This window comes from Sorangium sp. So ce124, from assembly GCF_051525235.1.
GTDB lineage: Bacteria > Myxococcota_A > Polyangia > Polyangiales > Polyangiaceae > Sorangium > Sorangium atrum.
Map to the genome: position 1 here is coordinate 11,996,527 of NZ_CP150312.1, position 26,614 is coordinate 12,023,140.

Consider the following 26,614-nt stretch of genomic DNA (forward strand, 5'->3'; position numbering starts at 1 on the left):
GCGCGCGCGACCGTCGCGCCCCGCGGAGCCTCGATCGTCGCGCTCGCGCCCACGCCCGAGACGACGGCGCAGGTGGGACGCCCCCGGCGTCGTCACCGCGGGCCGGGCGGCAGCGGGGCGGCCGCTTCCTCGTCGTCGTCCTGCTCGGGGCGGCGGGCGCCGAGCGTGAAGACGTGCAGCAGGACGAGGCTCGCGCCGAGGAACACCTCCGACTTGCTCACGAGCTCGGCGCGGCGATGGACGCGCTCGAGCTCCATGCCGAGCTCCCCCTCGCCGCGCTGGACGCCCTCGCGGTGGAGCGCCGCGATGCGGGGGGTCAGCGCCAGGCCGACGTACGCGGCGCACCCGGCCAGCACCATGGCGACGACCCGGCGCACGCGCGCCGCGCGGCCCGCGCCCTGGCGGTACGCGGCCCAGGTGCGGGCCACCTCGGCGCCGAGGAGGATCACCGCGGCGCCGAGCGCGAATTGATCGAAGCGGGCGAACGCCGCGCTCATCGCGTCACCGGAGAAGGGGGCCGGGGCGAGCCGGAAGACGAACGGGGCAGCGCAGGCGCCCAGCGCCACGATGCCGCCGACCCAGGCCCCCGCCGCGAGCGCGGCCACGCTCGCGGCCACGCGATCGATGAGGGAGCGGCGCGACGCGGCGCGCTCTTCGGGGCTCGGGGCGAGGTCCGCCTCGCTGAACTGGGCTTCATCGTTCATGCATCCACCTCGGAAGCGAGGACGGCGAGCGCCTCCTCGACGGCCCCCTGATCGGCCTTCCGCTCGTCTCCCCGCATCGCCGCGATCGCGGCGCGGGCAGCCGAGAGGCGGGCGCGACCGGCGGCCGCGACGGCGAGCGTGCGCCGGTGGCGGTCCCACGCGCCGAGCTCGCTGAGGATCTCGCGGATGGCCCGCTCGTGGCCCATCCGCGCGAGCGCGACGCGCGCGTGCCAGCGCAGCGGATCGCGACCGAAGCCGAGCTTGAGCCCGAACGCGCGCCGCTCAAGGGCGCTCCGGGAAGCGGCGAGGCCGAGCTCGCCGCAGAGCTCGATGGCCGCGGCCTCGTCCTCGTGATCGACCCCTTGGAGCTTTCCTCCCACGATCTCGGCGAGCACGGGGTGGCCCACCGGATCGCCGAAGCGCGCGGTGACGACCGCCGCCGCTGCCCGGACGAGCGGGGACGCGTGGCCGAGCAGCGCGCGTGCCCGCGCCATGCCAAGCGGAGGCAGCTCACCGCCGGACTCCCCCAGCTCCTCGAACATCCGCAGCGCGATGTGGCAGACGAGCGGGTCGTCGTCGTGGGTGGCCTGCATGACGGCCTCGATCGCGTCGGCCTGCTGGGCGCAGACGCGCGGGAACGCGATCACCGCCTGGAACCGCACCTCGGGCCGCTCGTCCGAGAGGGCGCGCCGGAGCCGGCCCGTGGCCCGCATGTCCCCGATCTCACCGAGCGCCGTGATCGCCATCTGCCGGACGTAGGGATCCACGTCCTCGACGGCGAGGAGCAGGGCGGGGAGCGCCTCGACGGCCTTCGTGTCGGCGAGGGCGATGGCCGCTGCCGCGCGGACCGCCGCGTGCTCATCGACGCGCAGCGCGCCCTCGATCGCGCGCACGACCTGCTCCCGTGCCGTCGCGGCATACGGGACGAGGTCGCCCACGGCCTCCGCGCGCACGGCCGGCTTCTGCGAAGCGACGTCGCGCAGCGCAGCCTCGAGCGTCCTTTTCGCGGGGGCCGGTCCGAACACGCGGCCAACGCTAGCACGGTCGACGCGCAAAGCCGGACCGCACCGAGCGGCGCTCAGCCGCCGCCCGAACCGCCAGCGCCGCCCGAACCGCCAGCGCCGCCCGAGCCGCCAGCGCCCCCTTCGCCACCCGAGCCGCCGCCTTCGCCCTCCGAGCCGCCGGCGCCTCCCGCGCCACCCGACCCTCCAGCGCCGCCGGCGCCTCCTGCGCCCGAGGCATCCGGCGTGTAGGGGGGCCACTCGTCTTGTTCAGGAGCGGCCCTGCACACCCCAGGCTCGCTCTCGACGCCGCCCGGCGGCTCGCTGGCGGCGCTCGACGCGGACGGCGGGTTCGGCAGGCAGGCCTTCGAGCCTTCCGGCCTGGCGTCGACGATCGCGGCGTTGCGCTCGCCCGGCGCGATTCCTGCGGCATCCTGGATCTTGCCCAGCGCGACGCACGAGTAGCCGCTGCGGCAGTCGTCGTCCTCATCGCAGGTGGCCATGCAGAACGTGCGCTCGAAGCGCGGCCAGCGGACGTTCTCGAGCTCGCTGCACGCCGGATCGATCACCGGGTTGAACGCGACACAGACGCTGCTCCCGGAGCAGCCGTCCGGCTCGCAGTTGAAGACCGTGCAGTAGCCGCCAGGCTGCGTCCCATCGCAGAGGAGCTGCTGCTCTGCCTGCACGCAATCGAGCGACGAGGTGCACGGATCGCCGATCTGGGGACCGCATCCGGCGAGCAGCGAGGATGCGCCAAGGACGACGAGCAGGAGGGCGGGCTCGGTGAGGCGGAGCATCGAGGAGGCCGCTTAGTACCGGCAGGGGCGCCCGCGCGCAAGCGCAGGCCCGCGACGCCCATGACACCGTGCCGGAACCGGCGCTCGCTTCCGCCCGAATTGACACCCTGCGGTCAGGCCTCTACAAACGAGCGGACCGGGGTGACCCCGGAGAACGAAGCGAAGGCCATGGCGACTTACATCACCGAAGACTGCATCAACTGCGGCGCCTGCGAGCCCGAATGCCCGAACGAAGCCATCAGCGAGGGCGACGAGATCTACGTGATCGATCCGGAGCTCTGCACCGAGTGCGTCGGCTTCTATGATCACGAAGCGTGCCAGGCCGTATGCCCGGTCGAGTGCTGCCTGCCCAACCCGCAGATCGTGGAGACCGAGGAGGTCCTCATCGCGCGGGCCGTCAGGCTTCACCCCGACGATGGGGAGCTGAAGAAGCGGGCCGCTGCCAACGATTACCCCTCGCGCTTCCGCAAGTAGGCGCCTCTTCGCGCACCATCGCGTCGCCTCTCCGGCCGCGCTTCCCATGCCTCCGCCGGCACCGTCGGTTCAATGCGGCGCCCGGGTCACACAGTGATCCGGCGCTGGGCCGCAGTGGTCCTCGCGGGCGCCTGCGCGGGCTGCCATGGCAGCGGTCCGCTGCTCCACCCGGCCCACGTCCTCCGTCCCGGCGCCGTGCGCCTCGGCGGCGGCCTGTCGGGTGACATGGTCGTCGCCGGAGCGGCGGACGCAGGCGCGAGCGCCGCCGACCCCGCGACGGCGGAGGGCGCCGCGCGACGAAAGCTCTCCGAGATCACCGTATCGCCGGGTGTCGCGCCGTGGGCCAGCGCCCGCGTCGGGATCGAGGGCGAGAACGAAGCGGGGCTGACGTACACGGGGCGAGCCATCCGGCTCGACGGGCGCCACGCGTTCCCGCTCGGCGACGCGGCCCTGTCGATCGGCCTCGGCGCCTCGGCGCTCCTCGCGGGCGGGCCGGGCCCCAGCGCAGAAGGGATCGACGTCCCCGGCGCGGGGCTCGACGTCCCTCTGCTGCTCGGCTTCCGGTCAGACGCGGATCTCTACGCGGTCTGGTTCGGTCCCCGGCTCGGCTTCGAGCTCCTCGGCGGCCAGCTGCGGCTGCCCGCCGCCGGAGCGGCGCTCCGAGGACCGCTCGTCGACGCGTCGGGCCAGCATCTCCAGCTCGGGTTCGTGCTGGGCATCCGCGCGGGGTTCCGCCACGTGCACGTCGCGCTCGAGGCCACCGCGACCTACCACCACGCCGAGGGCGAGATCGCCGGCAGTCCGGTCGCGATCGATCAGGGCACCGTCGCCCCGGGCGGCGGCCTCACGGTCACCTTCTGACGCGGCCGCAACAAACGCAACGACGTTGCAACGTCGGCAAGCACGACGTCGCACGACGTCAGGGCGTTTCCGGACGTAACCAAACGAAACAAGGCGCAGCAAACGCAACAAAACGTAATGAAACGGATTCCCTGCCATTTTCGGTGACAAGCGCAGGCGCTTGCCCGGCCGGAGGACCCGTCTTAGACTCGGATCTATGCGTCCCCACGGCGCCCTCGCCACCTCATGCCTGCTCGCCGGTGCGGCTCTCGTCGGCTGTTCGGCGCCTGTCGCGGGCGACGCGACGGAGGTCAACGGGGTGGTCACCCAGGGGGTCGTGCGCGTCGAGCGCGCGATCAACCTGAGCCGGGACGCCGCCTCGACCGCCACCCCCGGTGAGCTCGACGACGCCGCGCCGCCGAGCGCGGGCGTCGAGGGGGCGGGGGCGGTCACGAACGTGCTGGCGAAGTTCATGCGCCTCTCGTCCGCGATGGATCCCGAGCTCGCCGAGGGCGCCGTCGGGAAGCCGTTCGTCCTCCCCTCCGCCGGCAGCTGCATGGTCCTCTCTCCTGCCGCCGACGACGAGGCGGCGAGCAGCATCAGCTCGCTCAGCCCCATCGAGCTCCTCGACGCGGGCGACGTGACGATGAAGACCGAGAGCACCGAGATGCCGCTCGCAGCCCGCGCGTTCCCGGACGTGGGCGCCCTGGTCTTCGGCGTGTTCTACACGTCGCGCGACGCCACCAGCGATCTGCCTGCGCCGGCGCGGTACGTGTTCGAGAGCTCCGGCTCGGGGCAGCTCGACCGGTTCGCGTTCGAGGCCGATGCCCCCGCGGGTCCCGAGGAGGTGCGCATCGGCGACGCCGAGCTGGCCGACGGCGTCGATCTCGACGCCGGGGTCGGCGCGGTCGTGCAGTGGCGCGCGGACGAGGGCGGCCGGGCGCGGGACGTCATCTACGTCGACGTGACCTCGGCGCACGGCGCGACCGTGCGGTGCGCGTTCAAGGACACCGGCAGGGGCGTGATCCCCGGTTCCTTGCTGGATCCCTCGACGCTCGGGCCTCTGCCGGCGAACGCGACGCTCGCCCTGCACCGGACGCGGCAGGTGCCGTTCAACGCATCGGGGATCGACCTCGGCGAGGTGCGCTTCGACCTCTCCGTGAACGGCCGAGCGCGCATCGCCGCGCGCTGACGGCGCTCCGATCGACATCGGCGTGGCGTACGAGGATCTGCGACGTCGCGCGGCCGAGCTCGCCGCGATCGGGCAGCGTGAACGCGGCACCGCGCTCCTCGTGGCCGCCGGAGATCACGCGGGCGCGTCGGAGCTGCTCGAGCGCGTCTGCGATTTCGCCGGCGCGGCCCGGGAGGCGCTGGCAGCCGGGGACCCGGCCCGCGCGGCGCTGATGGCCGCGCTCGGCGGCGACGAGGCGCTCGCGCGCGAGGCGCTCGATCGGATCGCCGCCACGTCGCCCCGGGACGCGGCGCTGCGCGCGGCCGCCGACCTCGCGGCGCGCGGGTTCTCGCGCCACGCGGGCGCGCTGTTCGCGGCGCTCGGCGCTCACGCGGCGGCCGCGGAGGCGTTCACCGCGGCCCACGACGCGTGCCGCGCCGCCGAGAGCTTCGAGCTCGCCGGCCGCCCGGCCGACGGCGCGCGGGTGCTCGAGGCCGCGCTCCGCCGCCGCCCGGGCGACGCGGCGGCGTGGCTCGCGCTGGGCGAGCTGCTCGCGCGCCACGGCCGCACCGAGGCCGCCGTGCGGGCGCTCCAGCAGCTGCCGCCCGCCGCCGCCGAGCGGGCCCGCGCGCTGCCGCTGCTCGGCCGCTGCCTGAGCGAGCTCGGGCTCGAGGACGCCGCGCGGACCGTCCGCGACGAGCTCGCCCGGCTCGATCCGCCCGGCCAGGAGGCGCTCTCCTCGCGAGGCGCCGCTCCCGGCAGCCCCATCGCAGGCCCTCCCCCGGCAGGACCCGCGCCCGTCGGGCCGCTCCTCTTCGGGCGCTACGAGACGCTGCGCGAGGTCACGTCGACGCCCCACGCGCGCGTGGTGGAGGCGCGCGACCGGATCACGGCGGAGCGCGTCGCCGTGAAGATCTTCGCGGGCGCGGCGTTCGGAGCGGGCCGCGACGCGCTCCTCCGGTTCGAGCGCGAGGCGCGCGCCCTCGCCCAGCTCCGGCACCCGAACGTCGTCGCGCTCCGCGCGTACCACCCCGAAGGGCCGGCGATGGTGCTCGCCTGGATGACGGGCGGGTCCCTGATCGAGCGGCTGCGGGGGGAGCCGGTCACCCCCGCGCGCGCCGTCGAGATCGCGGGCGCGCTCCTGTCCGCGCTCGGCGAAGCGCACCGCCTCGGCATCCTCCACCGCGACGTGAAGCCGAGCAACGTGCTCTTCGACGAGATCGGGACGGCTCACCTCGCGGATTTCGGCGCGGCGCACCTCGGGGATCTCTCGTCCACCGCCACGGCGGGCGCGATCGGGACGTTCGCGTACATGTCGCCGGAGCAGCGCATGGGCCGACCGGCGACGCTGGCGAGCGATCTGTACGGCGTCGGCGCGGTGCTCGCCGAGCTGCTCACCGGAGAGCCGCCCGCCCCCGCCGTGCGCGGGCAGCTCGATCCCGCGCCGAGCGAGGTCCATCCGGACCTCACGGCGGCCCACGACGCGGCCGTGGCGGCACTGCTCGCGGAGGACCCCGCCGCGCGGCCGGCCGACGCGTTCGAGGCGCGGCGCGCGATCACCGCGATCGCCTGGCCGGAGCGCCCGCGGCCGCGGCGGTCGCGCGCGAGCGGCCGGCCCCGATCGAGCGACGCGCCGCCCGCCACGGCGGCGCGGCTCGCGGCGACCCTGGAGGTCGGCGACGGCCGGGACACGGAGGGGCGCTGGCACGACGCCTGGCTCGATCGCGACGTCCTCGTGCTGCAGCTCGACGACGCGACCCTCGCCCGGGCCCGGGCCTTCGCGCGCGCCGGCCACGCGGCCTTGGCGTCCGTCCTCCGGGTCGATCTCGCCAACGGCGAGGTCTGGGTGGCGCTGCCCCAGGGCCGGGCGCTCGCCGACGAGGCGCGCGCGCTGACAAGGGCTCAGCGCGCGCGCCTCGGCGAGGGTATCGCGGCGCTCCACGCGGCCGGAGGCGCGCACGGGTGCATCGACAGCCAGCACCTCTACGTCCACGACGGCGAGCTCACGCTGGCCTACCCGCGCGAGGCTCCCGGCGACGTGGAGGAGCTCGCAGCGCGGGATCTCGCGGCGCTTCAGGAGCTCGACAGGAACGCGCTGGACGAGCTCTAGCTCGATGAGCCAGGGCGGAAGCGGCGCCCTACGCGGGGCCCGCGATGCGCGAGCGCGCGCGGTGTCCGGCGCGCCGGCTCAGTTCGGCGGAGACGGGGCGGGCGGCGGCGCCGGCTGCGGCGGCGAGATGCGCCCGCCGGGCGAGGTGCAGAAGCCCCCGTAATCGTCGCGCTTGGTGATGTCGTAACAGCAGTAATCGCCGTCGTACTCGGGCTCGCTGTCGACCGACTCGACCTCGCCGCTGCACGAGTCGCTTCCGAAATAGGCGAGCGCCTCGTCCTGGGAGGGGCATTCCCCTTCGATCTCGGTCCACTCGAAGCACCCGACCTTGTCGCACCCCGTCGTCGCGAGGGTGAGCGCCAGGGCTGCGAGCTGGAGGGCCCGGATCGGACAACGCGCGAGGGCCGAACGGATCGTCGAGATCATGGATTCTCCCGGACACACGGGCGCTGCGCGCGCCCCGAGCGAGCATACTCCGGTTCGGACGAAGCCGGCTGCTCCGGAGAGGACCGAGCAGGCTCGCGTCGCGCGCCGGCGTGCGCCTCGCCTCGCCGCGCGGCGCGGCGGACGCCTCGCCTTCTGGTCGATCCGGACCGGGTGGAGTACACGACAGCATGACGACCGGAGAGCAGGGGGCCCGGGTGGTGCGCGCGCCGCGCGGGAGCGAGCGGAGCTGCAAGGGGTGGATCCAGGAGGCCGCGCTCCGGATGCTCCACAACAACCTCGATCCGGAGGTCGCAGAGCGCCCCGACGATCTCGTGGTCTACGGCGGCACCGGGAAGGCGGCGCGATCGTGGGAGGCGTTCGACGTGATCGTGCGCGAGCTCCGGGAGCTCGCGGACGACGAGACGCTCCTCGTGCAGTCGGGCAAGGCGGTGGGCCGCTTCCGCACGCACCCGGACGCGCCCCGCGTGCTCCTCGCGAACTCGAACCTCGTGGGCCGGTGGGCGACGTGGGACGAGTTCCGCCGGCTCGAGGCGCTCGGCCTGACCATGTACGGGCAGATGACCGCGGGCTCGTGGATCTACATCGGCTCGCAGGGCATCGTGCAGGGCACCTACGAGACGTTCGTCGCTGCGCGGAAGGCGCACGCGGCGCGCGCCCCGGGCGGCGGGCGCTGGGTGCTCACCGCGGGGCTCGGCGGCATGGGCGGCGCGCAGCCGCTCGCCGCGACCATGGCGGGCATGGCCTGCCTCGGCGTCGAGATCGACCCGGCGCGCATCGAGAAGCGGCTCCGCACCCGCTACGTCGACGAGCGCATCGACGATCTCGACCGCGCCCTCGACGCCGTCCTCGAGAGCGTCCAGCGCGGGGCGCCGCGCTCGATCGCCCTCTGCGGCAACGCCGCCGACGTGTACCCGGAGCTCGTGCGCCGCGGCGTCACGCCCGACCTCGTCACCGAGCAGACCGCGGCGCACGATCCGCTCGTCGGCTACGTCCCGCCGGGGCTCACGCTCGAGCAGGCGGCGGAGCTCCGCGCGCGTGACCCCGGGGAGTACGTCGCGCGCGCGAAGGCGGGGATGCGCAGGGAGGTCGAGGCGATGCTCGCGATGCAGCGGCGCGGGGCCGAGGTCTTCGACTACGGCAACAACATCCGCACCTGCGCGATGGAGGCGGGCGAGAAGGATGCCTTCGCGATCCCCGGCTTCGTGCCGGCGTACGTGCGCGAGCTGTTCTGCCAGGGCAAGGGCCCGTTCCGGTGGGTCGCGCTCTCGGGCGATCCCGAGGACATCCTCGCCACCGACCGCGCGGTGCTCGAGGCGGTCCCGGGCGACGCCGATCTCCGCCGCTGGATCGAGCTCGCGGAGCAGAAGATCGCGTTCCAGGGGCTCCCGTCGCGGATCTGCTGGCTCGGCTACGGCGATCGCGCGAAGGTCGGGCTCGCCTTCAACGAGCTCGTCCGCGCCGGCCGGGTGAAGGCGCCGATCGTGATCGGGCGCGACCACCTCGACTGCGGATCGGTCGCGTCGCCGTTCCGGGAGACGGAGGCGATGAAGGACGGCTCGGACGCGATCGCCGACTGGGCGATCCTCAACGCGCTCGCGAACACGGCGGGCGGCGCGTCGTGGGTGAGCTTCCACCACGGCGGCGGCGTCGGGATCGGCAACTCGCTGCACGCCGGCATGGTGATCGTCGCCGACGGCACCGAGGCCGCGCGGCAGAGGCTCGAGCGGGTGCTCACCATCGATCCGGGGATGGGGATCATCCGGCACGCCGACGCGGGCTACGAGACGGCGATCCGCGTGGCGGACCAGAAGGGGGTCCGGGTGCCGCACCGGGCAGGGTGACCGGCTCCGCCGCGCCCTCGAGGGCGCGCAGCCGCGCGATCTCCTCCATGTAGCCGCGCCGCTCCTTCGAGAGCGGCGGCAGCTCGATCACCGCCGGCACGCGCGCGAGCCGCGCGTCGTTCGCGAGGCGCCAGAACGGCGCGAGCCCCATCTCCCCGTCGCCGATGCGCTCGTGCCGATCGAGCCGCTGGCCGAGCCCCGCCTTCGAGTCGTTCATGTGCATGCACCTCAGCCGCTCCAGCCCGAGCAGCCGGCCGAAGTCGCTCCAGAACCGCTCGTAGCCGGCCTCGCTCCGGAGGTCGTGCCCCGCCGCGAAGGCGTGCTGCGTGTCGACGCAGACCCCGAGCCGCGACCCCTCCGGCCCGGCGCGCTCGATCATCGCGGCGATCTGATCGACGCGAGCGCCGAGGGTCGACCCCTGCCCGGCCGTGTTCTCGATGCACAGCTGCGCGCGGAGCCCCTTCGCGCGAGAGAGCACGATCGACAGGCTCTCGCCGATGCGGTCGAGGCCGACCTCCTCGCCGAGGCTGCGGGGCGCGCCCGGATGGAACACCACGAAGTCGATCCCGAGCGCGTCGCACCGCGCGAGCTCCTGGAACAGCGCCTCCCGCGAGCGCTCGAGGATCGCGGCGTCGTCGGCGCACAGGTTGATGAGGTAGCTCGCGTGGGCGAGCGTCCGGCCCGCGCCGGCCCAGGCGGCGCGCGCGGCGCGAAACGCGGCGATCTGCTCCGCGCTCAGCGCCGGCTCCCGCCACTGGCCCGAGACCTTGGTGAAGATCTGCACCGCCTCGCAGCGGTCCTCCCCTGCCAGCGCGATCGCGCGGTGAAGGCCGCCAGCCACGGACTCGTGCGCGCCGAAGATCATGGGCCGCACTGCTTGGGGCGCTTCCCCGCCGCCGGCAAGGCATTGCCCCGAGCCGACCGGATCTGCCACGGCCCCCGCATCCGCGCGCGCCCGTACGTCCCCACGGAGGAGCGCAACACCCGGGCCACCTCGTCCGTCCCCTGCGATGAGCCCGATTCTGCGAGCAAATCGAGCAAACCGCATGCCGGGAGGGCGCGAACCCCGGTTCGCGGCACCTCACCCTTGACGCGTTCCTGCCCAGGCGCGAATTGAGCGGCCTTCCTGGAGTCTCGATGAGCCATATGGGTGTTACGAACGGGGCCGGCGCCGGAGAGGCAGTGCCGGGGTCGCCGGGTGGGGCCAAGGGCGAGGAAACCGCGGCGGCCCCGCCGCTGATGCCGTCGCACGTGCTCTCGGGCAAGCGGCTCGTGGTGGTCGGAGGGACCGGCTTCCTCGGCAAGGTCTGGCTGGCCATGCTGCTCGCGAGGTTCCCGGAGATCGGCCACATCTACCTGCTCGTCCGGGCCAAGGAGAGCCAGTCGCCGGAGGAGCGCTTCTGGTCGCAGATCGTGACCTCGCCGGTCTTCGACCCGATCCGCGAGCAGTACCCCGGGCCCGCCTTCGAGGAGTACCTGCGGCAGAAGATCACCCCCATGAACGGCAACGTCGGCCTGCCGCTGCTCGGGCTGGGCGACCGCGTTGGGGAGCTCACGGGCACGATCGCCGCGGTCGTGAACGTGGCCGGCGTCGTCGATTTCAACCCGCCGCTCGACGAGGCGCTCGAGGTCAACGCGTTCGGCATCAGCAACCTCGTCGAGCTCGCGCGGACCCTCGGGGCCAAGGTGATGCACACGAGCACCTGCTTCGTCGCGGGCTACCGCTCCGGGCTCATCGAGGAGAACCACCCGGCCGAGATCCCCTTCCCCCGCGCCGCGGGCGAGACGTGGTTCGGCGCCGCCTGCCCGAAGCGGACCCTCGATCGGTCGCACTGGGATCCGCAGCGCGAGATCAGCGAGTGCCTCGACCTCGTGCAGCAGGCGCGCCAGCGGTGCGAGGACGCCTTCCGGCAGAGCGCCTTCCTCGACGAGGCCAAGGCCAACCTGGCCGCGCGCAGCGAGCCGTGCCGGGGCAGCGCGCTCGAGAACGAGCTCGCCAGGGTGAAGCGCAAGTTCATCAAGGACCGGCTCATCGAGGCCGGCAAGGAGCGCGCGCTCTTCTGGGGGTGGACCAACATCTACACCTACACGAAGAGCATCGGCGAGCAGGTCCTCGCGAGCTCCGGGCTGCCCTTCACCATCGTCCGCCCCGCCGTCGTCGAGACCGCGGTCGAGTTCCCGTTCTGCGGCTGGAACGAGGGGATCAACACCTCGGCGCCGTACCTCTACCTCGCCTCGAAGGGGCAGGTGCAGTTCCCGGGCGACCACGACGTGCGGCTCGACCTGATCCCGGTCGACATGACCGCGAGCGGCATGATCGCCTCGCTCTGCGAGCTCATCGAGGGCCGCGCGCCCGCGGTGTACCAGTACGGATCGACCGACACGAACGGCTGCCGCGTGACGCGCTACCTGGAGCTCGCCGGGCTCTACAAGCGGCGGCAGGTGTTCGAGGGGAAGAAGACCTCGCTCTTCGACGTCGTGTCGTCCCGCTTCGAGCCGCGCGGGCTGACCCGGCAGCAGTACGGCGCGCACGGCGCGCGGGCCATCGAGGGCGCGCTCCGCGGCCTGGGCGGCCTGCTCAAGACGGCGAGCGTCGGCCCCGCCGCGGCCCTCCTCAAGCCGGCGGCGGCCGCGCTCGAGAACGCCGCCAGGACCGAGCAGAAGACGGCCACGCTCCTCGAGGTCTTCATGCCGTTCGTCGCGGAGGGCGACTGGGTCTACTCCTGCGCCAACACGCGCGCGGCGATGGCCCGCATGCCCCCCGAGGAGCGGGCGCGCTTCGTCTGGGCGCCCGAGAAGATCGACTGGCGCGACTACATCTGGAACGTGCACCTCCCCGGCCTGGAGAAGTGGGCCTTCCCGCTCATGGAGGAGATGCTCCGCCGGGAGATCAAGCCGCTCCGGCCCTACGACAGCCTGGTCGACCTGCTCGACGAGGTCGCCGAGCGCTTCGATCACGCGCTGTCGGTGCAGCGGTTCGAGCAGGACGGGCTCTCGCGCACGAGCTACCGCGAGCTCCGCGACGCGGCCTGCATGACGGCCGCGCGCCTCGCCGCGCTCGGCGTCCGCCGCGGCGATCGCGTGGCGCTCTCCGGCGCGAACCAGCCGGCGTGGCCCGTCGCCTACTTCGGCATCCTCCGCGCAGGCGCCGTCGCCGTCCCGATCGATCCCGCGCTCGACGCGAAGGCGTTCGCGGACGTCCTCCGCTCGTCGACGGCGAAGGTCGTCCTCTGGGACAGCGGCGTGGCGGAGAAGCTCGGCGCCGACGTGCGCGCGGCGCTGCCGAACCTGGTCGCCTTCGACATGGGCGGGTTCGCCGAGGGCCAGGTGCCCGACCTGGGGCCGGCGTCCGGCGACGGCCTCGCGCCCCCGGACGTGCGCGTGGGCAGCCAGGACGTCGCGAGCGTCGTCTACACGAGCGGCACGACCGGGGAGCCGAAGGGCGTGCTGCTCACGCACGGCAACTTCACGGCCCTGCTGGCCTCGCTGGCGCCGCTGTTCCCGCTCAAGGCGAGCGACCGCGTGCTCAGCGTGCTGCCGCTGCACCAGACCTTCGAGGTGACCTGCGGCCTGCTCCTGCCGCTGTCGCAGGGCGCGCGGATCATCTACCTCGACGACGTCTCGGCCGATCGGGTGAGCGACGGGCTGAAGAGGGCGCGCGTCACGGCGATGGTCGGCGTGCCGGCGCTCTGGCAGATGCTGGAGCGCCAGATCGTCGCCAGGGTGAAGGAGCAGGGGCCCGCCGCGGCCACCGCGTTCAGCTGGGCCATGGAGCTGAACCGCATGCTCGGCAAGCGCTTCGGGCTGAACGCGGGGCGCCTCTTCTTCGGCAGCGTCCACGACGCGCTCGGCGGCAACGTCCGCTTCCTCATCTCGGGCGGCGCGGCGCTGCCCAGGGACACGGCCGCCGTGTTCAAGGGGCTCGGCCTGCCGCTCGCCGAGGGCTACGGCCTGACCGAGGCGGCGCCGCTCCTGACCGTCGCCAGGCCCTCGCCGGCGGCGAACCCGGGGAACGTCGGCAAGCCGATCCCCGGGGTGCAGATCAAGATCGCGAACCCGGACGCGAACGGCGTCGGCGAGGTGCTCGCGCGCGGCGCCAACGTCATGAAGGGCTACGCCGACGACCCGGGCGCGACCCAGGCGGCCCTCGACGCGGACGGGTGGCTCCGCACCGGCGATCTCGGCAAGCTCGACAAGCAAGGGCGGCTCGTCCTCGTCGGCCGGCAGAGCGAGGTGATCAGCGCGGCGAAGGGCGAGAACCTGTACCCGGCCGACATCGAGCGAATGCTCGGCAAGGTCGAGCACGTCAAGGAGCTCGCCATCGTCGGGATCGACAACGGCCGCGGCGGCGAGCAGGTCGCCTGCCTCGCCGTCCCCACGGCGCCCGGCGCGAAGGACGGCGAGGGCGACGAGGCGCTCGCGCTGGCCACGCAGCACGAGCGCGCGCTCGACGCGCTCCGGACGGCGATCCAGGCGCTGCCCAAGCCGTGCCACCCCATGGCCCTCCACCTCCACGACGCCGACCTGCCCCGCACCGCGTCCGGTCAGGTGAAGCGCTCCGAGGTGAAGGCGATCGTCACGCGCCTCGCCGCCGAGGCCGGCGCGGGCGCGGCGGCCGTCGCGCAGGACGCCGGCGCGGCGATCGCAGAGCCGAAGGCGCAGGGCCAGGGCGAGGAGCCGATCCACATCCCTCGCCCGGTGGCCGACTTCGCCAAGCACTGGATGAACAAGGTCCAGTCCGGCTTCTACGGGAACGTCATGCGCCCGAAGGTCTACGGGCGCGCGTTCATCCCGCACAACCGCAACACGATCGTCGTCTCGAACCACGCGAGCCACCTCGACATGGGCCTCGTGAAGTTCGCGCTGGGCAGCTACGGGGACGGCCTCGTCTCGCTGGCCGCCCAGGACTACTTCTTCGAGGGCAACCGCTGGCGGCGCGCCTACTTCGAGAACCTCACGAACCTGGCGCCCTTCGACCGCAAGGGCGGCCTCCGCACGGCGCTGCGCCAGACCGGCGAGATCCTGGACCGCGGGCGGACGGTGCTCCTCTTCCCGGAGGGCACGCGCAGCCCCGACGGCGGCATCCTCGAGTTCAAGCCGGCGATCGGGCACCTCGCGCTCACGCACAACGTCGACATCCTGCCCCTCTACCTGGGCGGCACCTTCGAGGCGCTGCCCAAGGGGCGCACCGTCCCGATCCGCCGCGACCTCGTCGCGCGCATCGGACCGCCGCTCACGATCGGCGACCTCCGGCGGCTCACCGCCGGGATGAAGTACGCGGTGGCCTGCCGCAAGGTCGCGGAGCTCACGCAGCTCGCCGTCATCAAGCTCAAGGAGGGCGGCGCCCTCGATCTGAGCCGGGTGGAGAGCATCGATCAGGCCGCTACCACCACCAAGGAGCACCCGCTCACGGTCCTGTTCCGCGAGCTCGAGTCGAAATACGTCGCCGGGCGGGTCACCCAGCCGATCACCTACTACGTGACGCTCGGCACGGAGGACGAGGCGAAGTGGACGCTGCGGATCGACCCGGCCAGCTGCGAGGCGCGGATCGGTAAGCCAAGCCAGCAAGCGGACTGTGTCCTCAAGACGACGCCCGAGATATTCACCAAGATCGTCCGCGAGGCCTACACACCGAGCCCGATGGAGTTCATGACGGGCCTCGTGAAATCGAACGACATCTCCCTCCTCCAGACCTTCCAGAAGGTTTTCGATCTCGCATGAGCCGCTATCTCGTCACCGGGGCGACCGGTTTCCTGGGATCGCACCTCGTCACAGCGCTCCGTGGGGGTGGCCATGACGTGGTGGCGCTCTGCCGGGCGGAGGCGCCCGCGCTCGCCGAGCAGGGCGTGGAGCTTCGCCGCGGAGACATCCTCGACGCAGGGTCGGTGCGCGGCGCCGCCGAGGGCTGCGACGGGGTCTTCCACTGCGCCGGGCGCGTCTCGCGGCGCCGCGAGGACGCCGAGGCGCTCTACCGGACGCACGTCGAGGGGACCAAGATCACCCTCGACGCCTGCCGCGACGCGGGGGTGAAGCGCGCGGTGATCGCGAGCACGAGCGGCGTCGTCGCGGTCAGCAAGGACCCGAGCGACGTCCGCGACGAGACGGCGGCGACGCCGATCGACCTCATCGCCGGCTGGCCCTACTACCGCTCGAAGCTGTACGCCGAGCGCGCGGCGTTCGATCGCAGCGGGCCCGGCTTCGAGGTCCTCGCGGTCAACCCGAGCATCCTGCTCGGCCCGGGCGACGTCCACGGCGCCTCGACCGGGGACATCGTGAGCTTCCTGGAGCGCCGGCTCCCCTTCACCCCCGCGGGCGGCCTCTCCTTCGTTGACGCCCGCGACGCGGCCCAGGGCATGGCGCTGGCGATGGACAAGGGCCGCCCGGGCGAGCGCTACCTGCTCGGCGCCGCCAACATGAGCCTGGAGGTCTTCTTCCGCCGCCTCGCGCGCATCTCCGGCGTCCCGGCCCCCGCCCTGCGGCTGCCGCGGAGCATCGCGCTCGCGAAGGCGGGCGCGCACCTCATCGAGCAGGCGCGGAAGCGGCTGCCGTTCGATCTGCCGGTCGATCCGGTGTCGGCCGAGATGGGCCAGCACTTCTGGTACCTCGACGCGACGAAGGCCCGGCGAGAGCTCGGCTGGACGCCGCGCGACCCGCTCGAGACCCTCGCGGACACCGTCGCCGATCTGCGCGCCCGCGGCGTGGTCTGGCCGCAAGCGTAGCTAGACGGCCCGGCGCAGCGGGGTCGGCGGGAACAGGTCCTTCATGTCGAGCGGGAGCTGACCGCGGAACCCCTCGATCTCCCCCGCGGACACGCTGTCCGCGACGGCCTCGCAGATCGCCTGCAGCACGAAGCCGGCGGCCTCGCGGTCCATGCGCAGCTCGCGCGCGACGTCGGCCTCGATGGTCGCGGTCGTGATGCGCTTGTCGGGCCCGTCGAGGAACGGCTCGAGCGACGGGTGGAGCTTCGAGGGGAGCTGCGCGACGAGGTGCCGCGCCTCCTGGGGCGTCACCCTGCGGCAGAGGCAGCCGAGGACGATCTGCAGCGCGAGCTCCGCGCGGTCGCGCTGCTGGAGGCCGCTGTGGCGCTCGACGGCGTGGATCAGCCGGCCATACGCGCTGTCGGCGCGCGCCTTGCGCCGGGTGAGGGCGCGCACGCGGCCGTGCGAGCGCTCCGGGCGCGCGGTCCCCTCGGGGTGCAGCGCGCCTTCCGGCTTGAACCGGGCGGCCACCTCGAGCTGCGCCTTCACGACGGAGCCGGCGGCCTCCGCGTCGATGACCCCATCGGCGAGCAGATCGTCGAGGGTCACCAGGCCGACGGGCCGCCCTTGCTCGGTCACCGGCACGCGCCGACACGCATGATCGCGCATGGTGCGCACGGCGTCGTCGATCGACGCGTCGAGCTCGAGCGTCGCGATCTCGTCCGACATGATGTCGCGCAGCATCGTGCTGCGCGCGTCGAGGTCGCCTGCCACGATCTCCAGCGCGATATCGCGGTCGGTCACGATGCCGGCGAGGCGCTGGCCGTCGTGGACCAGGACCGCGCCGACGTGGTTGTCCATCATCGCCCTCACGGCGTCATAAGCGGTCGAGCGCGGGCTAAGAACGATCATTCGCGGGCGTCGGTACTCTTCGAGCGACATGGCGAGCCCCTCCCCTGGGCAGGGCGTTCGGGTATGTGCGTGCGTACGCCAGGGCGCGGCTAGCCAGAACGGTACCAACCGCGATGGCGCGCGTGGCCGGCGGGTGGACGCGGCGCCCGGGATCGCCGCCGCGAGCGGCCGAGCAAGAGCCTCGGCGCGCCGCCAGCGCGAGGGCGAAGCCGCTCGTCAGTGGATGGCGCCGCGCGCCGGCGCCGCCGCACCGGCGCCGCCGCCCGCCGCGGGGTCCAGCGCGCTGCGCGCCTGCTTGGTCGCGGGCGCGACAGGCGAGAGCCGCACCATCCGGTGCAGGAGCCCGTCGACCCGCTGCAGCCAGCCGCGCCAGGCGGCGTACTGCGCCACCGGGATGGTCGACTGATCGAGGATCACGCGCTCCTTCACCACCACCGCGTTCTTGCCGGGCGCCTTCGCGAAGGAGATCGTCGCCCGCCCGAACGCGCCGCCGTTCTCGTCGCCGCCCGGCGGGAGCTCGGCGAACACGTACCCGGGCGGGGCGGTGATCGTGATCGTCCGGCTGTGGTGCCGCGGCGCGAAGCTCGGCGGCAGGACCACCGGCAGCGTGCGCTTCACGAGCGGCGCGAGCTGCGACGTCATCGTGGACGCGCCCGAGAGCGGCACGGAGAGCTCCGCGCCCTCGCGGCGGGCGAGCCCCTCGGAGCGCGCCTCGTACTCGAGCGTCGCCGCCCCGTGCGGGAGATCGGCCTGGAACGCCACCTTGGGCTTCACGTCGACCGTCGGGAACCAGCCGTACGCGAGGTACTGCTCGACCCACTGCGCGCGCGCGTCGGCCTCCGCCAGGTTCGACCGGAGCTCGAACGCCGCGTCGCCGATGTGCCGCTCCTTCGCCGCGAGCTCGCCCGCGCCGGAGGGGAGCAGCGCGATCGTCCACTCGGCGTCGACGCCGTGATCGGCCGGCGAGCTCGCCGGCGTCTCCACGATCTTCGGCGGCCCCTCGTCGACGAACAGCGCCAGCGTGCGCGCGTCCATCGCCGGCAGCGGCCCCAGGCGGCTCTGCGGGCTCGTCGCGTCGAGCCACAGGCCCGGCGCACCGCCCGCGCCCGGGAGGTACGCGATGCCGTGATCGAACACCGGGATCGCCGCCACCTCGCTCCGGAGCAGCGAGGGCTGGCCCGTGTAGCGCGTCTGCACCAGCACCTCCGTCGCCTCGATGCCGATCGACTTGAGCAGCGTGATGAGCAGCATCGCCTTGTCGTCGCAGTCGCCCTGGCGCCGCGCCAGGAGCTCCTGCGGGCGGTTCGGCAGCCACCACTCGCCCGACACGAAGTTCACGTACCGGATGTCGTCCGACACGAAGTCGAAGAGCGCCCGCAGCTTGGCCTCGCGCGTGGCCTTGCCCTTGGTGAGCTCCGCGGCGAGCCGGCGGACCTGATCGTCGGGCTCCATGAAGCCGGCGACCGCGCCCCGGTACCACTCCCGGAAGTCGTGCCATCCGTGGAACGTCGAGCCCACGACGACCGGCAGCACCTCCGCGAGGTGCGGGGCGAGCGGCTCCTCGGGCACCTCGGGCGGGTCGTCCCAGATGTACCGCGTCACCTGGCGGCCGTCCTTCTCGGACCTGAGCACCCGCTCGGCCTTGCCGTTCAATACGTCGATCGCCAGGGGATCGCTCGCCGGCGAGTCGACGACGACCTCGTTGTAGAGGATCGGCCGCGTGTCGGTCGAGCCGACGTAGTCGATGAAGTAGAACGGCGCGTCGCCCCGGCGGCCGACGGGGCCCCGGGTCCACGAGCGCACCGCGACCTCCACCACGTCCCCCGCCTTGAGCTCGGGCCAGCGCACGAACGGCTTCTGCCCTCCCGCGCCCTGCTCGTCCGGCTGCGCCACCGTGCCGTCCTTGCGGTGGACCCGCGCGAACAGGAGCTCCGTGTCCTCCCCCTCGGCGGGGATGTCGCGCTCGTAGAGATCCTGATCGGTGCGCGGCTCGATGACGATCTCGCGCGCGTAGTGCATGAGCTGCGAGACGCGCTTGTCCGGGTGGTACGTCACGACGCGCACCCAGTGGAGCTGCCGGTCGGCCACCTCCCCCTTCTTCGCCGGGGTCTGTCGCGCGCGCGCGAGGAAGACGTCGGGCGCGACGATGTGCTGCTCGTCGCGCATGCGCTGCCGGCCCGGCGCGCCGGCCGAGCCCTCGCCGAGGCGGAGCGCGAGCTCGGCCTTGAGGTACGGATCGCCTGGCGTGAGGTCGCGCGCCCGCGCGAGCGCCGCCGTGGCCACGCGCGACGCGGCGGCCGCGGCCGTCGGCCGCGCGCCCGCGCCGCCCGCGCCGCCCGCGCCATTCTCTCGCACCGCGGCGAGCGCCTGGAACGCGGCGGGTTGGTTCGGCGCGACGTGCGTCGCGTACGACAGCACCTCGCGCGCCCACGCGACGCGGCCCGCGTCGTGGAGCGCGCGGCCGATGCGGATGACGTCCTCGGCCGACGTCTGCTGGGCGAGCGCCCCCGCGGCCGCCACCTCCAGCGCGGCGCCGCCGTCGGGCTCGAACGCGAGCACGTAAGACGCGCCCCGCGACTCGGGCGCGATCTCGGCGAGCCTGCGCGCGGCCCGCAGCTCGAGCGCCGGGTCGAGCCGGGCCGCGGCCGCGATCTCCTGCCAGACGACGACCGGCGTCCGGTCCTTCTGCTCGCGCTCGACCGCGAGCAGCTCCTCGAGCCCGGCCCGCGTGAGCCCCGCCGTCGCGAGCTTCTTCTTGACGAGCGCCCTGAGGACGCGCGCCTCGGGATCGCGCGCCGAGCGCAGCGGCTCGTCGCGCAGCGCGGCCGCCGCCCAGTCGACCCGCTCCGAGGCGAGGTGGGCGGCGACCAGCCGGCGCTGCGCGAACGCCGCGGTGGCCCGGTCCTTCTCCGCGAGGCCCCGGGCGCGCGCGGCCTCGAGCCAGCCGCTGCGGTTCGCGCCGAACGGGGACACCCACCCCGCCAGGGCGAGCGCGTCGGCGGAGATCCCGGGCGACCGCGTAACACGGTCGAGCAGCCCGGGCGCGCGGGGCGACCGCTGGTCGTCGGCGCCCCCGAGCGTGCGCGCCACGACGGCCGTGAGGGTCTGCTCGAGCGACTGCGACGCGCCCGCGTCGAGCGCCCTGTCGAGCGCCGTCGCGACGGCGGTCGCGGCGCGCGCGCCAGGGGGCGGGGCCGGCGGCAGCTCGAGCGGCGTGAGGTCCGACGAGGTCGCGAGCGCCACAGGCCGGCGGTCCTCGTCGGTGAAGCGCACGCGGACGCGCCCCTCGTCGGCGATGGCCCCGGTGCACACCTTGAGGGCGAGCAGGTGATCGCCGGCGGGCGCCTCGATGCGCGCGGCGATGCGGTCGAGCACGAGGCGCTCGTGCGCCGCCTCGCTCGCGGCGACGTCGGCGCCGTCCCACGCGAGCCGCACGGCGCCGGTCGCGGCGACGTGGGCGAGGATCGGCTTGCGATCGAGCGCGGCCGGGACGGTCACGCGCGAGGCGAGGTACGTGCATGCCTCGGTGCGCGGATGGATGTAAAGATCGAGCGGCACGCCGCGCGCGGTCGACGCGGCGGGCAGCACCCTGCGCCACGCGACGTCGTACACCCCCCAGGCGTAGCGGGCGCTCATGTCCGAGAAGCGCTGGCCTTCCGCCTCGGGCCCCTCGCGGCGCGCGAGCCCGCCGCCCGAGTTGTCCTGGAAGGGGCCGAGGACCGCGAACGCCTTGACGAGCCCGGACGGGTCCGGGGGCGCGTCGTACGAGACGGCGCGCGCGCCGGGCCACGTCGCCGCCGGCGGCTCCGGGGCGAGCGAGGCGGCGAGCCAGCGCGCCTCGTCGGCGAGCGGCGACGAGGACGCCCCGATCTGCGCGAGGCCTTCCCGTGCGCGGCCCTGCGCGGCGCGGTCCGCGAGCGCCGCCGCGATCACGAGCCCGGCGAACGCGTCGTCGCCGCCCCGCCGCGCGCGGGCCAGCGCCGCGCCGAGCATCTCGTCGGGCGTCGCGGCGGTCCACCGCAGCGCCAGCACGATGGGCGCGCGCTTCTCGGACGCCGGCGCGCCGCCCGCCGCGGGCGCGCCAGCGCCTGCCTTCGCGCCCCCCGCTCGCGGCGCCGGCGCGCCGCCCACCGCGGGCGCGCCAGCGCCTGCCTTCGCGCCCCCCGCTCGCGGCGCCGGCGCGCTGCCGGCTGCAGGCGCGCTCGCGCCCGCCTTCGCGCCTCCAGGACGCGGCGACTGGGCGTTGCCCGCTGCAGGCGCGGCGGCGATCGCGAGCAGCGCGGCGAGCCACCCGCCCCCGCGGAGCGCGCGGGCGCGCGCGCGTCGATCTCGTCCTCGTCGATCCCGTCGATCTCCCCCCGGCGAGCTGCGCTCCATCGAACCTCGCTTCCAGGCCACGGCATAGCGCGGGCCCGATCGCGGCGCGAGCGCGGCGATCGCGCGCGCCGCGCCCGCGCGCCGTGCGCGAACTTGGCCGGCGAGCCCGCGGCCCCCTACCCTGCGCGCATGCGCCGCGCGTCACGATGGCTGCTCTCGGCGGTGATGGCCCTGACCACGCTCACGGCCTCGCCAGCATCGACCTTCGCCCGCGACACCAAGGTCGAATGGAAGAGCGTCGACGTACCCGCGGGCGAGGGCCAGGCCCAGCGGGCGCGGGCGCTGCGCGGGCTGCTCTCCAGCGCCGCGAAGAAGGCGGACTTCGGCAAGGCGAAATCGGTCGTGCTGAGCGCGCGTGTCGTCGAGTTCACCTCGGCCACGCGGGGCGACGTCCACCGCGTGAGCTGCACCGTCGTCGGCCGCGTCGTCGGCGGAGCTACCGCCCGCTCGCGCATCTCGTTCGGCGGCAGGCCGAGCGAGCGACAGGCGCTGGAGAAGCAGGTGCTCGCCATGGTCGCGAGCGGCGTCGTCGGCCGGCTCGCCGCGATCGTCCGCGCCCGCGCGCATGACTGACGCGCGCGACGGAGCCGACCTGCTCCGCCGCGGGATCGCGCCGCGCCCCGCTCGACCCTCCACGGGATCTGGACTACGACGGCCCGCACCTCATGGAACTGGACCGGATGGTGAGCGAGCTCTTCCATGAGGAGGAGCTCGCTCGCGACACGGCGAAGAAGCTGATCGAGCTGGCGCAGCGCTCCGCGGACGAGGCGAGCGCCGAGCGCGCAAGCCTGCTCGCGTTCCTGCGTGGGCCGATGGAGCGACACATGCGCTACGAAGAGGCCGCCATATTCCCGCATTTCCAGGCGCGCGGGCTCGCCGAGGAGGTCCAGGTGGCGCTGAAGCAGCACGACGCCGTGCGTGAAGCGACCGACGCCCTGGCGGGCGTTGCGCAGGGCGGCGACGTCGCGCGGGCCATCGTCGATGTCGCCCGGTTGCTCCTGCACCATACAAATTTCGAGGGCGACTACATTTATCCAGAGCTCACCCACGACGAATGGCGCGAGCTGATGCAGGAAACCGTTCCGCAGGGCATCTGAGGTGGTACGCATGAACTCGACACGGATGTTGTCCTCGACGTAGGCTTTTGCCGCCGTGTCTATTGCAGCTGGTCAGGTGCTGAGCGAGCGCTACCGCCTCATCCGACCCGTGGGGCAGGGCGCGCAAGCGGCGGTGTGGGTCGCCGAGCACCTGGCGCTCGGCACGCATGTCGCGGTCAAGCTCATCGATCCGGAGCTCGGGAAGCAGGACGACGCGCGCGAGCGGTTCCGCCGCGAGGCGACGGCCGCCGCGCAGCTGCGCAGCGCGCACGTCGTGCAGATCATCGATCACGGCATCGACGGGGAGCAGCCGTTCATCGTGATGGAGCTGCTCGAGGGCGAGGACCTCTTCGATCGGCTCGCGCGCCGGCGCCGCCTCTCGCTCCAGGAGACGTCGAAGATCGTGACGCAGGTCGCGCGCGCGCTCACCCGCGCGCACGGGGCCGGCATCGTGCACCGCGACCTCAAGCCGGAGAATTTTTTCCTCTGCGCGAACGAGGACGACGAGATCGTCAAGATCCTCGACTTCGGCATCGCGAAGGTGAAGGGGCAGGGGAAGCGGGTCGCCCAGCGCACAAGCGTCGGCACGCTCATGGGCACGCCGCACTACATGAGCCCGGAGCAGGTGAAGGGGCTCCGGGAGGTCGACTACCGCGCGGATCTCTGGGCGCTCGGCGTGATCGCTTACCAGTGCGTGACGGGCGAGCTCCCGTTCGACAGCGAGGGGGTCGGCGACCTGCTGATCAAGATCTCGCTCGGCGAGATCCCGGTCCCGTCGAGGGTGAACCCGGAGCTGCCGCCGAGCTTCGACGCGTGGTTCGCGCGCGCCTGCGACCGCGACCCGTCGCGGCGCTTCAGCAGCGCGCGCGATCTCGCGGAGTCGCTCGCCCGCACCGCCGACCTGTCGGCCGATGCCCCGAGCAGCATGAGATCGCCGCCGTCGCCGCCGCCGCTGCCGCCCCGGGCCGCGCCCACGCGCCCGCCGGCGGCCCCGCCGCGGCCGGCGACGGGCTCGGTGATCCCCAAGGCGCCGCCGCTCCCGCGGGTGGCCGACCCCACGGCCGCCGCCGCGACGCGATCGCCCGAGCGAGGATCGGGCGAGCCGCCGGCGGACATGGCGGCCGCGCCGTCGTCGGCCAGTCCGAGCGCGAGGATCCCCGCGGTGCCGAGCGAGCGGCCGCAAACGCCGCCGCGGCTCACCGAGCGGCCTCCGCTCAGCGAGCGCCCGCCGCTGTCGTCCCGGTTCGGCGAGCGGCCTCTCGCACCGCCGCGGGCCACCGAGCGACCTCCGGCGCCGCCTCGGCCCACGGCGCGGCCTCAGACGCCGTCGCTGGCTCCGATCAGCGAGCAACCGCCGGGCTCGTCCGAGGTCGGCGAACGGCCGCCGCTGAGCCAGCGGCCACCGCCCTCGGCTCGGCCCGGCGATCGACCTCCGGCGCCGCCGCTGCCCAGCAACAGCGCGTCGCAGAAGCCGCCGGTCGCTGCCGAAACGCCGGTCGCTGCCGGAGCGCCGGTCGCTGCCGGAGCGCCGGTCGCTGCCGGAGCGCCGATCGCTGCCGAAACGTTGGTCGTTGCCCGAGCGCCGGTCGCTGCCGGAACGCCGGTCGATGCCGGAACGCCGGTCGCCACTGGAACGCCGGTCTCCGCGCAGCCGAGCAGCGTGTCGCCCGCGACGGCAGACAGCGTCGACGCCCCGCCAGGCGCGCCTGCACCGGCGCTGGCGCCCAGCGACACGTTCCGGAAGGCGGCGGACAGCGCGTCCTCGCTCGTCGACGTCGACATCGACGAGTTCGAAGAGGACGCGATCGACACCGACGTGGACGAGCCCGGGGCGGCGCCGGCCGCATCTGCAGCGCTCGCTCCGCGCGCAGACGCGACGCCGGCCGAGCCCGCAGCGACAGCTCATGCGCCGACCGAGCCCGCGGCCCATGCGCCGACCGAGCCCGCGGCCCATGCGCTGGTCGAGCCCATGGCCGGCGTGCCGGCCGAGCCCGCGGCCCACGCATCGGCCGAACCCGCGGCCAATGCGCCGGCCGAACCCGTGGCCGACGTGCCGCCCGAGCCCGCGGTGACTGCGCCCCAGAGCGGCGTACCCATCGCGCCGGGCGCCACGGCCGAACCGCCGCCCTCCTCGCAGACACCGCGCGCGCTCTCGCAACAAGCGGCCGATCCGCACGCGATCGCCGCGGAGCGCGAGGCGCCGCTGAGCCAGGACCCGCCGTCGGAGCAGCTCCGCGACAACGTCAGGCGAGCGGTCGCCGGGACGGCCGCAGCCGCCGCGCCCCCCGCGTCGGTGCGCGCGCCGCACCCGCTCGATTCACAGCTCGTCCCTCGGGCTCGCGCGTTGCCCTCCGGCCAGTCGCCGGACCAGTGGATGAAGGGGTCCAGCGTGAGCGGGGTGGCGCACGAGGCGCGCGAGAGCGAGCCTCCGGAGTTCGACCCCGGCTCACGTCGGCGCCGGCGCGCTCGGCTGGTAGCGTTCGCGCTGGTGGCCTTGGCCGGCGTCGTCGCGTGGCAGGTGGTCCGCTCTCAGCGCCTGCCGCAGAGCACGCCGGCGGCCGAGAGCGAGGTCCCGCCGCCGCCCGCCGTCACGGCAGAGCCGACGCCGCCGCAAGAGCCAGCGCCCGAGCCGGCCGTCACGGCGCCGCCTGTGGAAACGGCCACGTCCGCGCAGCCGTCGGCCAGGGCCGCCGCGACGACGCCGCCGCGGAAGCGGCGCCCGCCGCCGCCGCCGCCGAAGAAGTCGCGGAAAGAGCCGGGCAAGGTGGACGATCTGACGATCGAGATCCCGACCCCCCCGGAGCCGGCCGAGGCGGAACCAGCAGAGTCGCCGCCCCCGGCCGGATCGCCCCCCCAGGGCGATCCAGCCCCGCATGCAGAGTGAAGAGCGGATGGGAACGACGGTAGTTCAGCGCGACTTCGAGGAATCCGGCGACTGGTTGAAGAAGGGGAGGGCCCGGTTGCTGGCCCATCTGGTGAGCGGGTTCGGCCTCGGCGCCGAGGTCGACCTCATCGCGCGCGGGCACCGGCCAGGCTTCGGCCCGTCGGTCTTCTGCGTGGCGAAGCGCTGGCCCGCGTGAAGGACCGATCTGCGTCGCTCGTCGACCTCACCAGCACCCCGCCCGCGAGCGCCCCGCCAGCGCCCCCGATGATCGCGGCAGATCCACCCGAGCCCGCGCGCGACCCGCCCGGCCCGCCGCAGGGGCTCGGAGGCCCGCTCGCGAGGGTGCGCAAGGCGCTGCGCCCGGTCATGGTCGTCGCCGTCGCCTTGTTCATCGGGCTCGCTGCGCGGGATCTCGCTCGCAAGTGGGAGAGCGGCGAGCCCGTCGACGTCCGTCCCGCGTTCGTGGCGCTCGCGGTGCTGCCCCTCGCTCTCGGCATCGTCGTGCTGGGGCTCGCCTGGGCCTTTGTCCTGGAGGAGCTGACCGGCCGGCCCATCCCTCGCTGGCCGGCGATCGCGCTGCACATCGAGTCGCAGGCGGCACGCTACATCCCAGGCAAGCTCGGCGTGCCGCTGGTCCGCATGCTCGGCGCCCCGCGGATCGGGACGACCAGCGCGGTGGTGGCGTCCTCCTTCGCGATCGAGTTCGCCAGCTTCGTCGCGGTCGGCGCCATGGTGGGGTTCGGCCTGCTCGCGGCGAGCGGCGAGCAGTTTGCGGGCGCGAGCGCGCTCATCGGTCGATGGAAGCTGCCTCTGCTCGTCGCCCTGGGCGCGGTGCTCGTCGCGCTCATGACCGTGGATCGTGCCCGCGCGCCCGAGCGCGTGCGCAAGCTCCTCGCGGCCGAGGGGCGCGGGCCGCTCATGCCGGTGCGACTGCCGCTGGTACACGCGGCGTACTGGCTGACCTGGGCCGCGCATGGCGCGTGCGCCGCGCTCGCCGTCGGCGCGACGCCGGGCGCGGCGCTCGGCGGCTCGGGCCTCTTCGTGCTGGCGCCCGTGGCCGGTTTCCTGGCGATGGCCACGCCGGGCGGCATCGGCGTGCGCGAGGCGCTGCTCTCCGTGGGCCTCGCCCCCGCCGTTGGACCCGCGGCAGCGCTGGGCGCTGCGATCATCTCGCGCGCCACCTCGCTCGCCGTGGACGTGGGCGGCTTGCTCCTCGCGCGCCTGCTTTGCCGACGCCCCCCGCCTCGCTAGGATGCGCCCC

General features: G+C 74.3%; 19 protein-coding genes. 12 read left to right on the top strand and 7 right to left on the bottom strand.

Translation table 11 applies throughout. The features are described from left to right. Positions 1-92 precede the first annotated feature (92 nt). The 3 genes from WMF19_RS45045 to WMF19_RS45055 are packed head-to-tail and all read right to left on the bottom strand — an operon-like array spanning position 93 to position 2,502. Positions 93-704, bottom strand: a complete 612-nt coding sequence (locus WMF19_RS45045) for a DUF4149 domain-containing protein (protein ID WP_437325758.1) — start codon at positions 702-704, stop codon at positions 93-95. Further along, positions 701-1,729, bottom strand: coding sequence for a HEAT repeat domain-containing protein (locus WMF19_RS45050; RefSeq protein WP_437895988.1), 1,029 nt, complete (start codon positions 1,727-1,729; stop codon positions 701-703). The genes WMF19_RS45045 and WMF19_RS45050 overlap by 4 nt, the downstream gene beginning before the upstream one ends. Before the next feature lie 53 nt (positions 1,730-1,782). Continuing rightward, positions 1,783-2,502, bottom strand: a complete 720-nt coding sequence (locus WMF19_RS45055) for a hypothetical protein (RefSeq protein ID WP_437895989.1) — start codon at positions 2,500-2,502, stop codon at positions 1,783-1,785. 168 nt (positions 2,503-2,670) lie between these two features. On the opposite strand from WMF19_RS45055, the gene WMF19_RS45060 reads away from it, so the two are divergent. From WMF19_RS45060 to WMF19_RS45075, 4 genes are all read left to right on the top strand, one after another. After that, a complete protein-coding gene (locus WMF19_RS45060; protein WP_012240614.1) occupies positions 2,671-2,976 on the top strand; it encodes a YfhL family 4Fe-4S dicluster ferredoxin in 306 nt (101 codons plus the stop codon). 93 nt (positions 2,977-3,069) lie between these two features. Continuing rightward, a complete protein-coding gene (locus tag WMF19_RS45065; RefSeq protein ID WP_437895990.1) occupies positions 3,070-3,837 on the top strand; it encodes a hypothetical protein in 768 nt (255 codons plus the stop codon). A gap of 196 nt (positions 3,838-4,033) precedes the next feature. Continuing rightward, positions 4,034-5,008, top strand: a complete 975-nt coding sequence (locus WMF19_RS45070) for a hypothetical protein (protein ID WP_437796278.1) — start codon at positions 4,034-4,036, stop codon at positions 5,006-5,008. A 22-nt stretch (positions 5,009-5,030) separates the two neighbouring features. Beyond that, positions 5,031-7,097 (top strand): protein kinase domain-containing protein, encoded by a 2,067-nt coding sequence (locus tag WMF19_RS45075; protein WP_437895991.1) that lies wholly within the window; start codon positions 5,031-5,033, stop codon positions 7,095-7,097. A 78-nt stretch (positions 7,098-7,175) separates the two neighbouring features. Here WMF19_RS45075 and WMF19_RS45080 read toward each other — a convergent pair whose 3' ends face one another. Beyond that, positions 7,176-7,523 carry a hypothetical protein gene (locus WMF19_RS45080; RefSeq protein ID WP_437895992.1) on the bottom strand — a complete coding sequence of 116 codons (348 nt, stop codon included), beginning with the start codon at positions 7,521-7,523 and terminating at the stop codon, positions 7,176-7,178. 188 nt (positions 7,524-7,711) lie between these two features. On the opposite strand from WMF19_RS45080, the gene hutU reads away from it, so the two are divergent. Then, positions 7,712-9,385, top strand: a complete 1,674-nt coding sequence (gene hutU, locus WMF19_RS45085) for a urocanate hydratase (protein WP_437895993.1) — start codon at positions 7,712-7,714, stop codon at positions 9,383-9,385. Here hutU and WMF19_RS45090 read toward each other — a convergent pair. Continuing rightward, positions 9,300-10,250, bottom strand: a complete 951-nt coding sequence (locus WMF19_RS45090) for a deoxyribonuclease IV (protein ID WP_437895994.1) — start codon at positions 10,248-10,250, stop codon at positions 9,300-9,302. The genes hutU and WMF19_RS45090 overlap by 86 nt on opposite strands. A gap of 281 nt (positions 10,251-10,531) precedes the next feature. Between WMF19_RS45090 and WMF19_RS45095 the strand changes: the two genes are divergently transcribed. Together WMF19_RS45095 and WMF19_RS45100 are read left to right on the top strand one after the other, a co-directional pair. Continuing rightward, positions 10,532-15,106, top strand: coding sequence for an AMP-binding protein (locus WMF19_RS45095; protein ID WP_437895995.1), 4,575 nt, complete (start codon positions 10,532-10,534; stop codon positions 15,104-15,106). Next, positions 15,103-16,104 (top strand): NAD-dependent epimerase/dehydratase family protein, encoded by a 1,002-nt coding sequence (locus WMF19_RS45100; protein WP_437895996.1) that lies wholly within the window; start codon positions 15,103-15,105, stop codon positions 16,102-16,104. Before WMF19_RS45095 ends, WMF19_RS45100 begins: the two co-directional genes overlap by 4 nt. On the opposite strand, the gene WMF19_RS45105 is transcribed toward WMF19_RS45100, so the two are convergent. Beyond that, positions 16,105-17,025: a DUF2267 domain-containing protein gene (locus WMF19_RS45105; protein ID WP_437295833.1), complete on the bottom strand. Its 921-nt coding sequence runs from the start codon at positions 17,023-17,025 to the stop codon at positions 16,105-16,107. It lies immediately after the preceding gene. Positions 17,026-17,211: 186 nt separating this feature from the next. Continuing rightward, positions 17,212-21,372 (bottom strand): transglutaminase domain-containing protein, encoded by a 4,161-nt coding sequence (locus WMF19_RS45110; RefSeq protein ID WP_437895997.1) that lies wholly within the window; start codon positions 21,370-21,372, stop codon positions 17,212-17,214. A gap of 129 nt (positions 21,373-21,501) precedes the next feature. Here WMF19_RS45110 and WMF19_RS45115 point away from each other — a divergent pair, with 129 nt between their 5' ends. The 5 genes from WMF19_RS45115 (at position 21,502) to WMF19_RS45135 (ending at position 26,604) form a co-directional block, all read left to right on the top strand. Further along, complete coding sequence (locus WMF19_RS45115) at positions 21,502-21,945, top strand: hypothetical protein (protein ID WP_437895998.1); 444 nt, start codon at positions 21,502-21,504, stop codon at positions 21,943-21,945. Between the two features lie 107 nt (positions 21,946-22,052). After that, positions 22,053-22,469 (top strand): hemerythrin domain-containing protein, encoded by a 417-nt coding sequence (locus WMF19_RS45120; RefSeq protein WP_437895999.1) that lies wholly within the window; start codon positions 22,053-22,055, stop codon positions 22,467-22,469. A 55-nt stretch (positions 22,470-22,524) separates the two neighbouring features. Beyond that, complete coding sequence (locus WMF19_RS45125) at positions 22,525-25,353, top strand: protein kinase domain-containing protein (RefSeq protein WP_437896000.1); 2,829 nt, start codon at positions 22,525-22,527, stop codon at positions 25,351-25,353. 7 nt (positions 25,354-25,360) lie between these two features. Next, positions 25,361-25,549 carry a hypothetical protein gene (locus WMF19_RS45130; protein ID WP_437896001.1) on the top strand — a complete coding sequence of 63 codons (189 nt, stop codon included), beginning with the start codon at positions 25,361-25,363 and terminating at the stop codon, positions 25,547-25,549. Beyond that, complete coding sequence (locus WMF19_RS45135; protein WP_437896002.1) at positions 25,546-26,604, top strand: lysylphosphatidylglycerol synthase domain-containing protein; 1,059 nt, start codon at positions 25,546-25,548, stop codon at positions 26,602-26,604. The genes WMF19_RS45130 and WMF19_RS45135 overlap by 4 nt, the downstream gene beginning before the upstream one ends. The last annotated feature ends 10 nt before the right edge of the window (positions 26,605-26,614 follow it).

Coding starts and splice junctions, on each gene's coding strand:
- WMF19_RS45045 (WP_437325758.1), bottom strand. CDS start 704: ATGAACGATGAAGCCCAGTTCAGCGAGGCGGACCTCGCCCCGAGCCCC.
- WMF19_RS45055 (WP_437895989.1), bottom strand. CDS start 2,502: ATGCTCCGCCTCACCGAGCCCGCCCTCCTGCTCGTCGTCCTTGGCGCA.
- WMF19_RS45060 (WP_012240614.1), top strand. CDS start 2,671: ATGGCGACTTACATCACCGAAGACTGCATCAACTGCGGCGCCTGCGAG.
- WMF19_RS45070 (WP_437796278.1), top strand. CDS start 4,034: ATGCGTCCCCACGGCGCCCTCGCCACCTCATGCCTGCTCGCCGGTGCG.
- WMF19_RS45080 (WP_437895992.1), bottom strand. CDS start 7,523: ATGATCTCGACGATCCGTTCGGCCCTCGCGCGTTGTCCGATCCGGGCC.
- hutU (WP_437895993.1), top strand. CDS start 7,712: ATGACGACCGGAGAGCAGGGGGCCCGGGTGGTGCGCGCGCCGCGCGGG.
- WMF19_RS45090 (WP_437895994.1), bottom strand. CDS start 10,250: ATGATCTTCGGCGCGCACGAGTCCGTGGCTGGCGGCCTTCACCGCGCG.
- WMF19_RS45095 (WP_437895995.1), top strand. CDS start 10,532: ATGGGTGTTACGAACGGGGCCGGCGCCGGAGAGGCAGTGCCGGGGTCG.
- WMF19_RS45100 (WP_437895996.1), top strand. CDS start 15,103: ATGAGCCGCTATCTCGTCACCGGGGCGACCGGTTTCCTGGGATCGCAC.
- WMF19_RS45105 (WP_437295833.1), bottom strand. CDS start 17,025: ATGTCGCTCGAAGAGTACCGACGCCCGCGAATGATCGTTCTTAGCCCG.
- WMF19_RS45110 (WP_437895997.1), bottom strand. CDS start 21,372: ATGGAGCGCAGCTCGCCGGGGGGAGATCGACGGGATCGACGAGGACGA.
- WMF19_RS45115 (WP_437895998.1), top strand. CDS start 21,502: ATGCGCCGCGCGTCACGATGGCTGCTCTCGGCGGTGATGGCCCTGACC.
- WMF19_RS45120 (WP_437895999.1), top strand. CDS start 22,053: ATGGTGAGCGAGCTCTTCCATGAGGAGGAGCTCGCTCGCGACACGGCG.
- WMF19_RS45130 (WP_437896001.1), top strand. CDS start 25,361: ATGGGAACGACGGTAGTTCAGCGCGACTTCGAGGAATCCGGCGACTGG.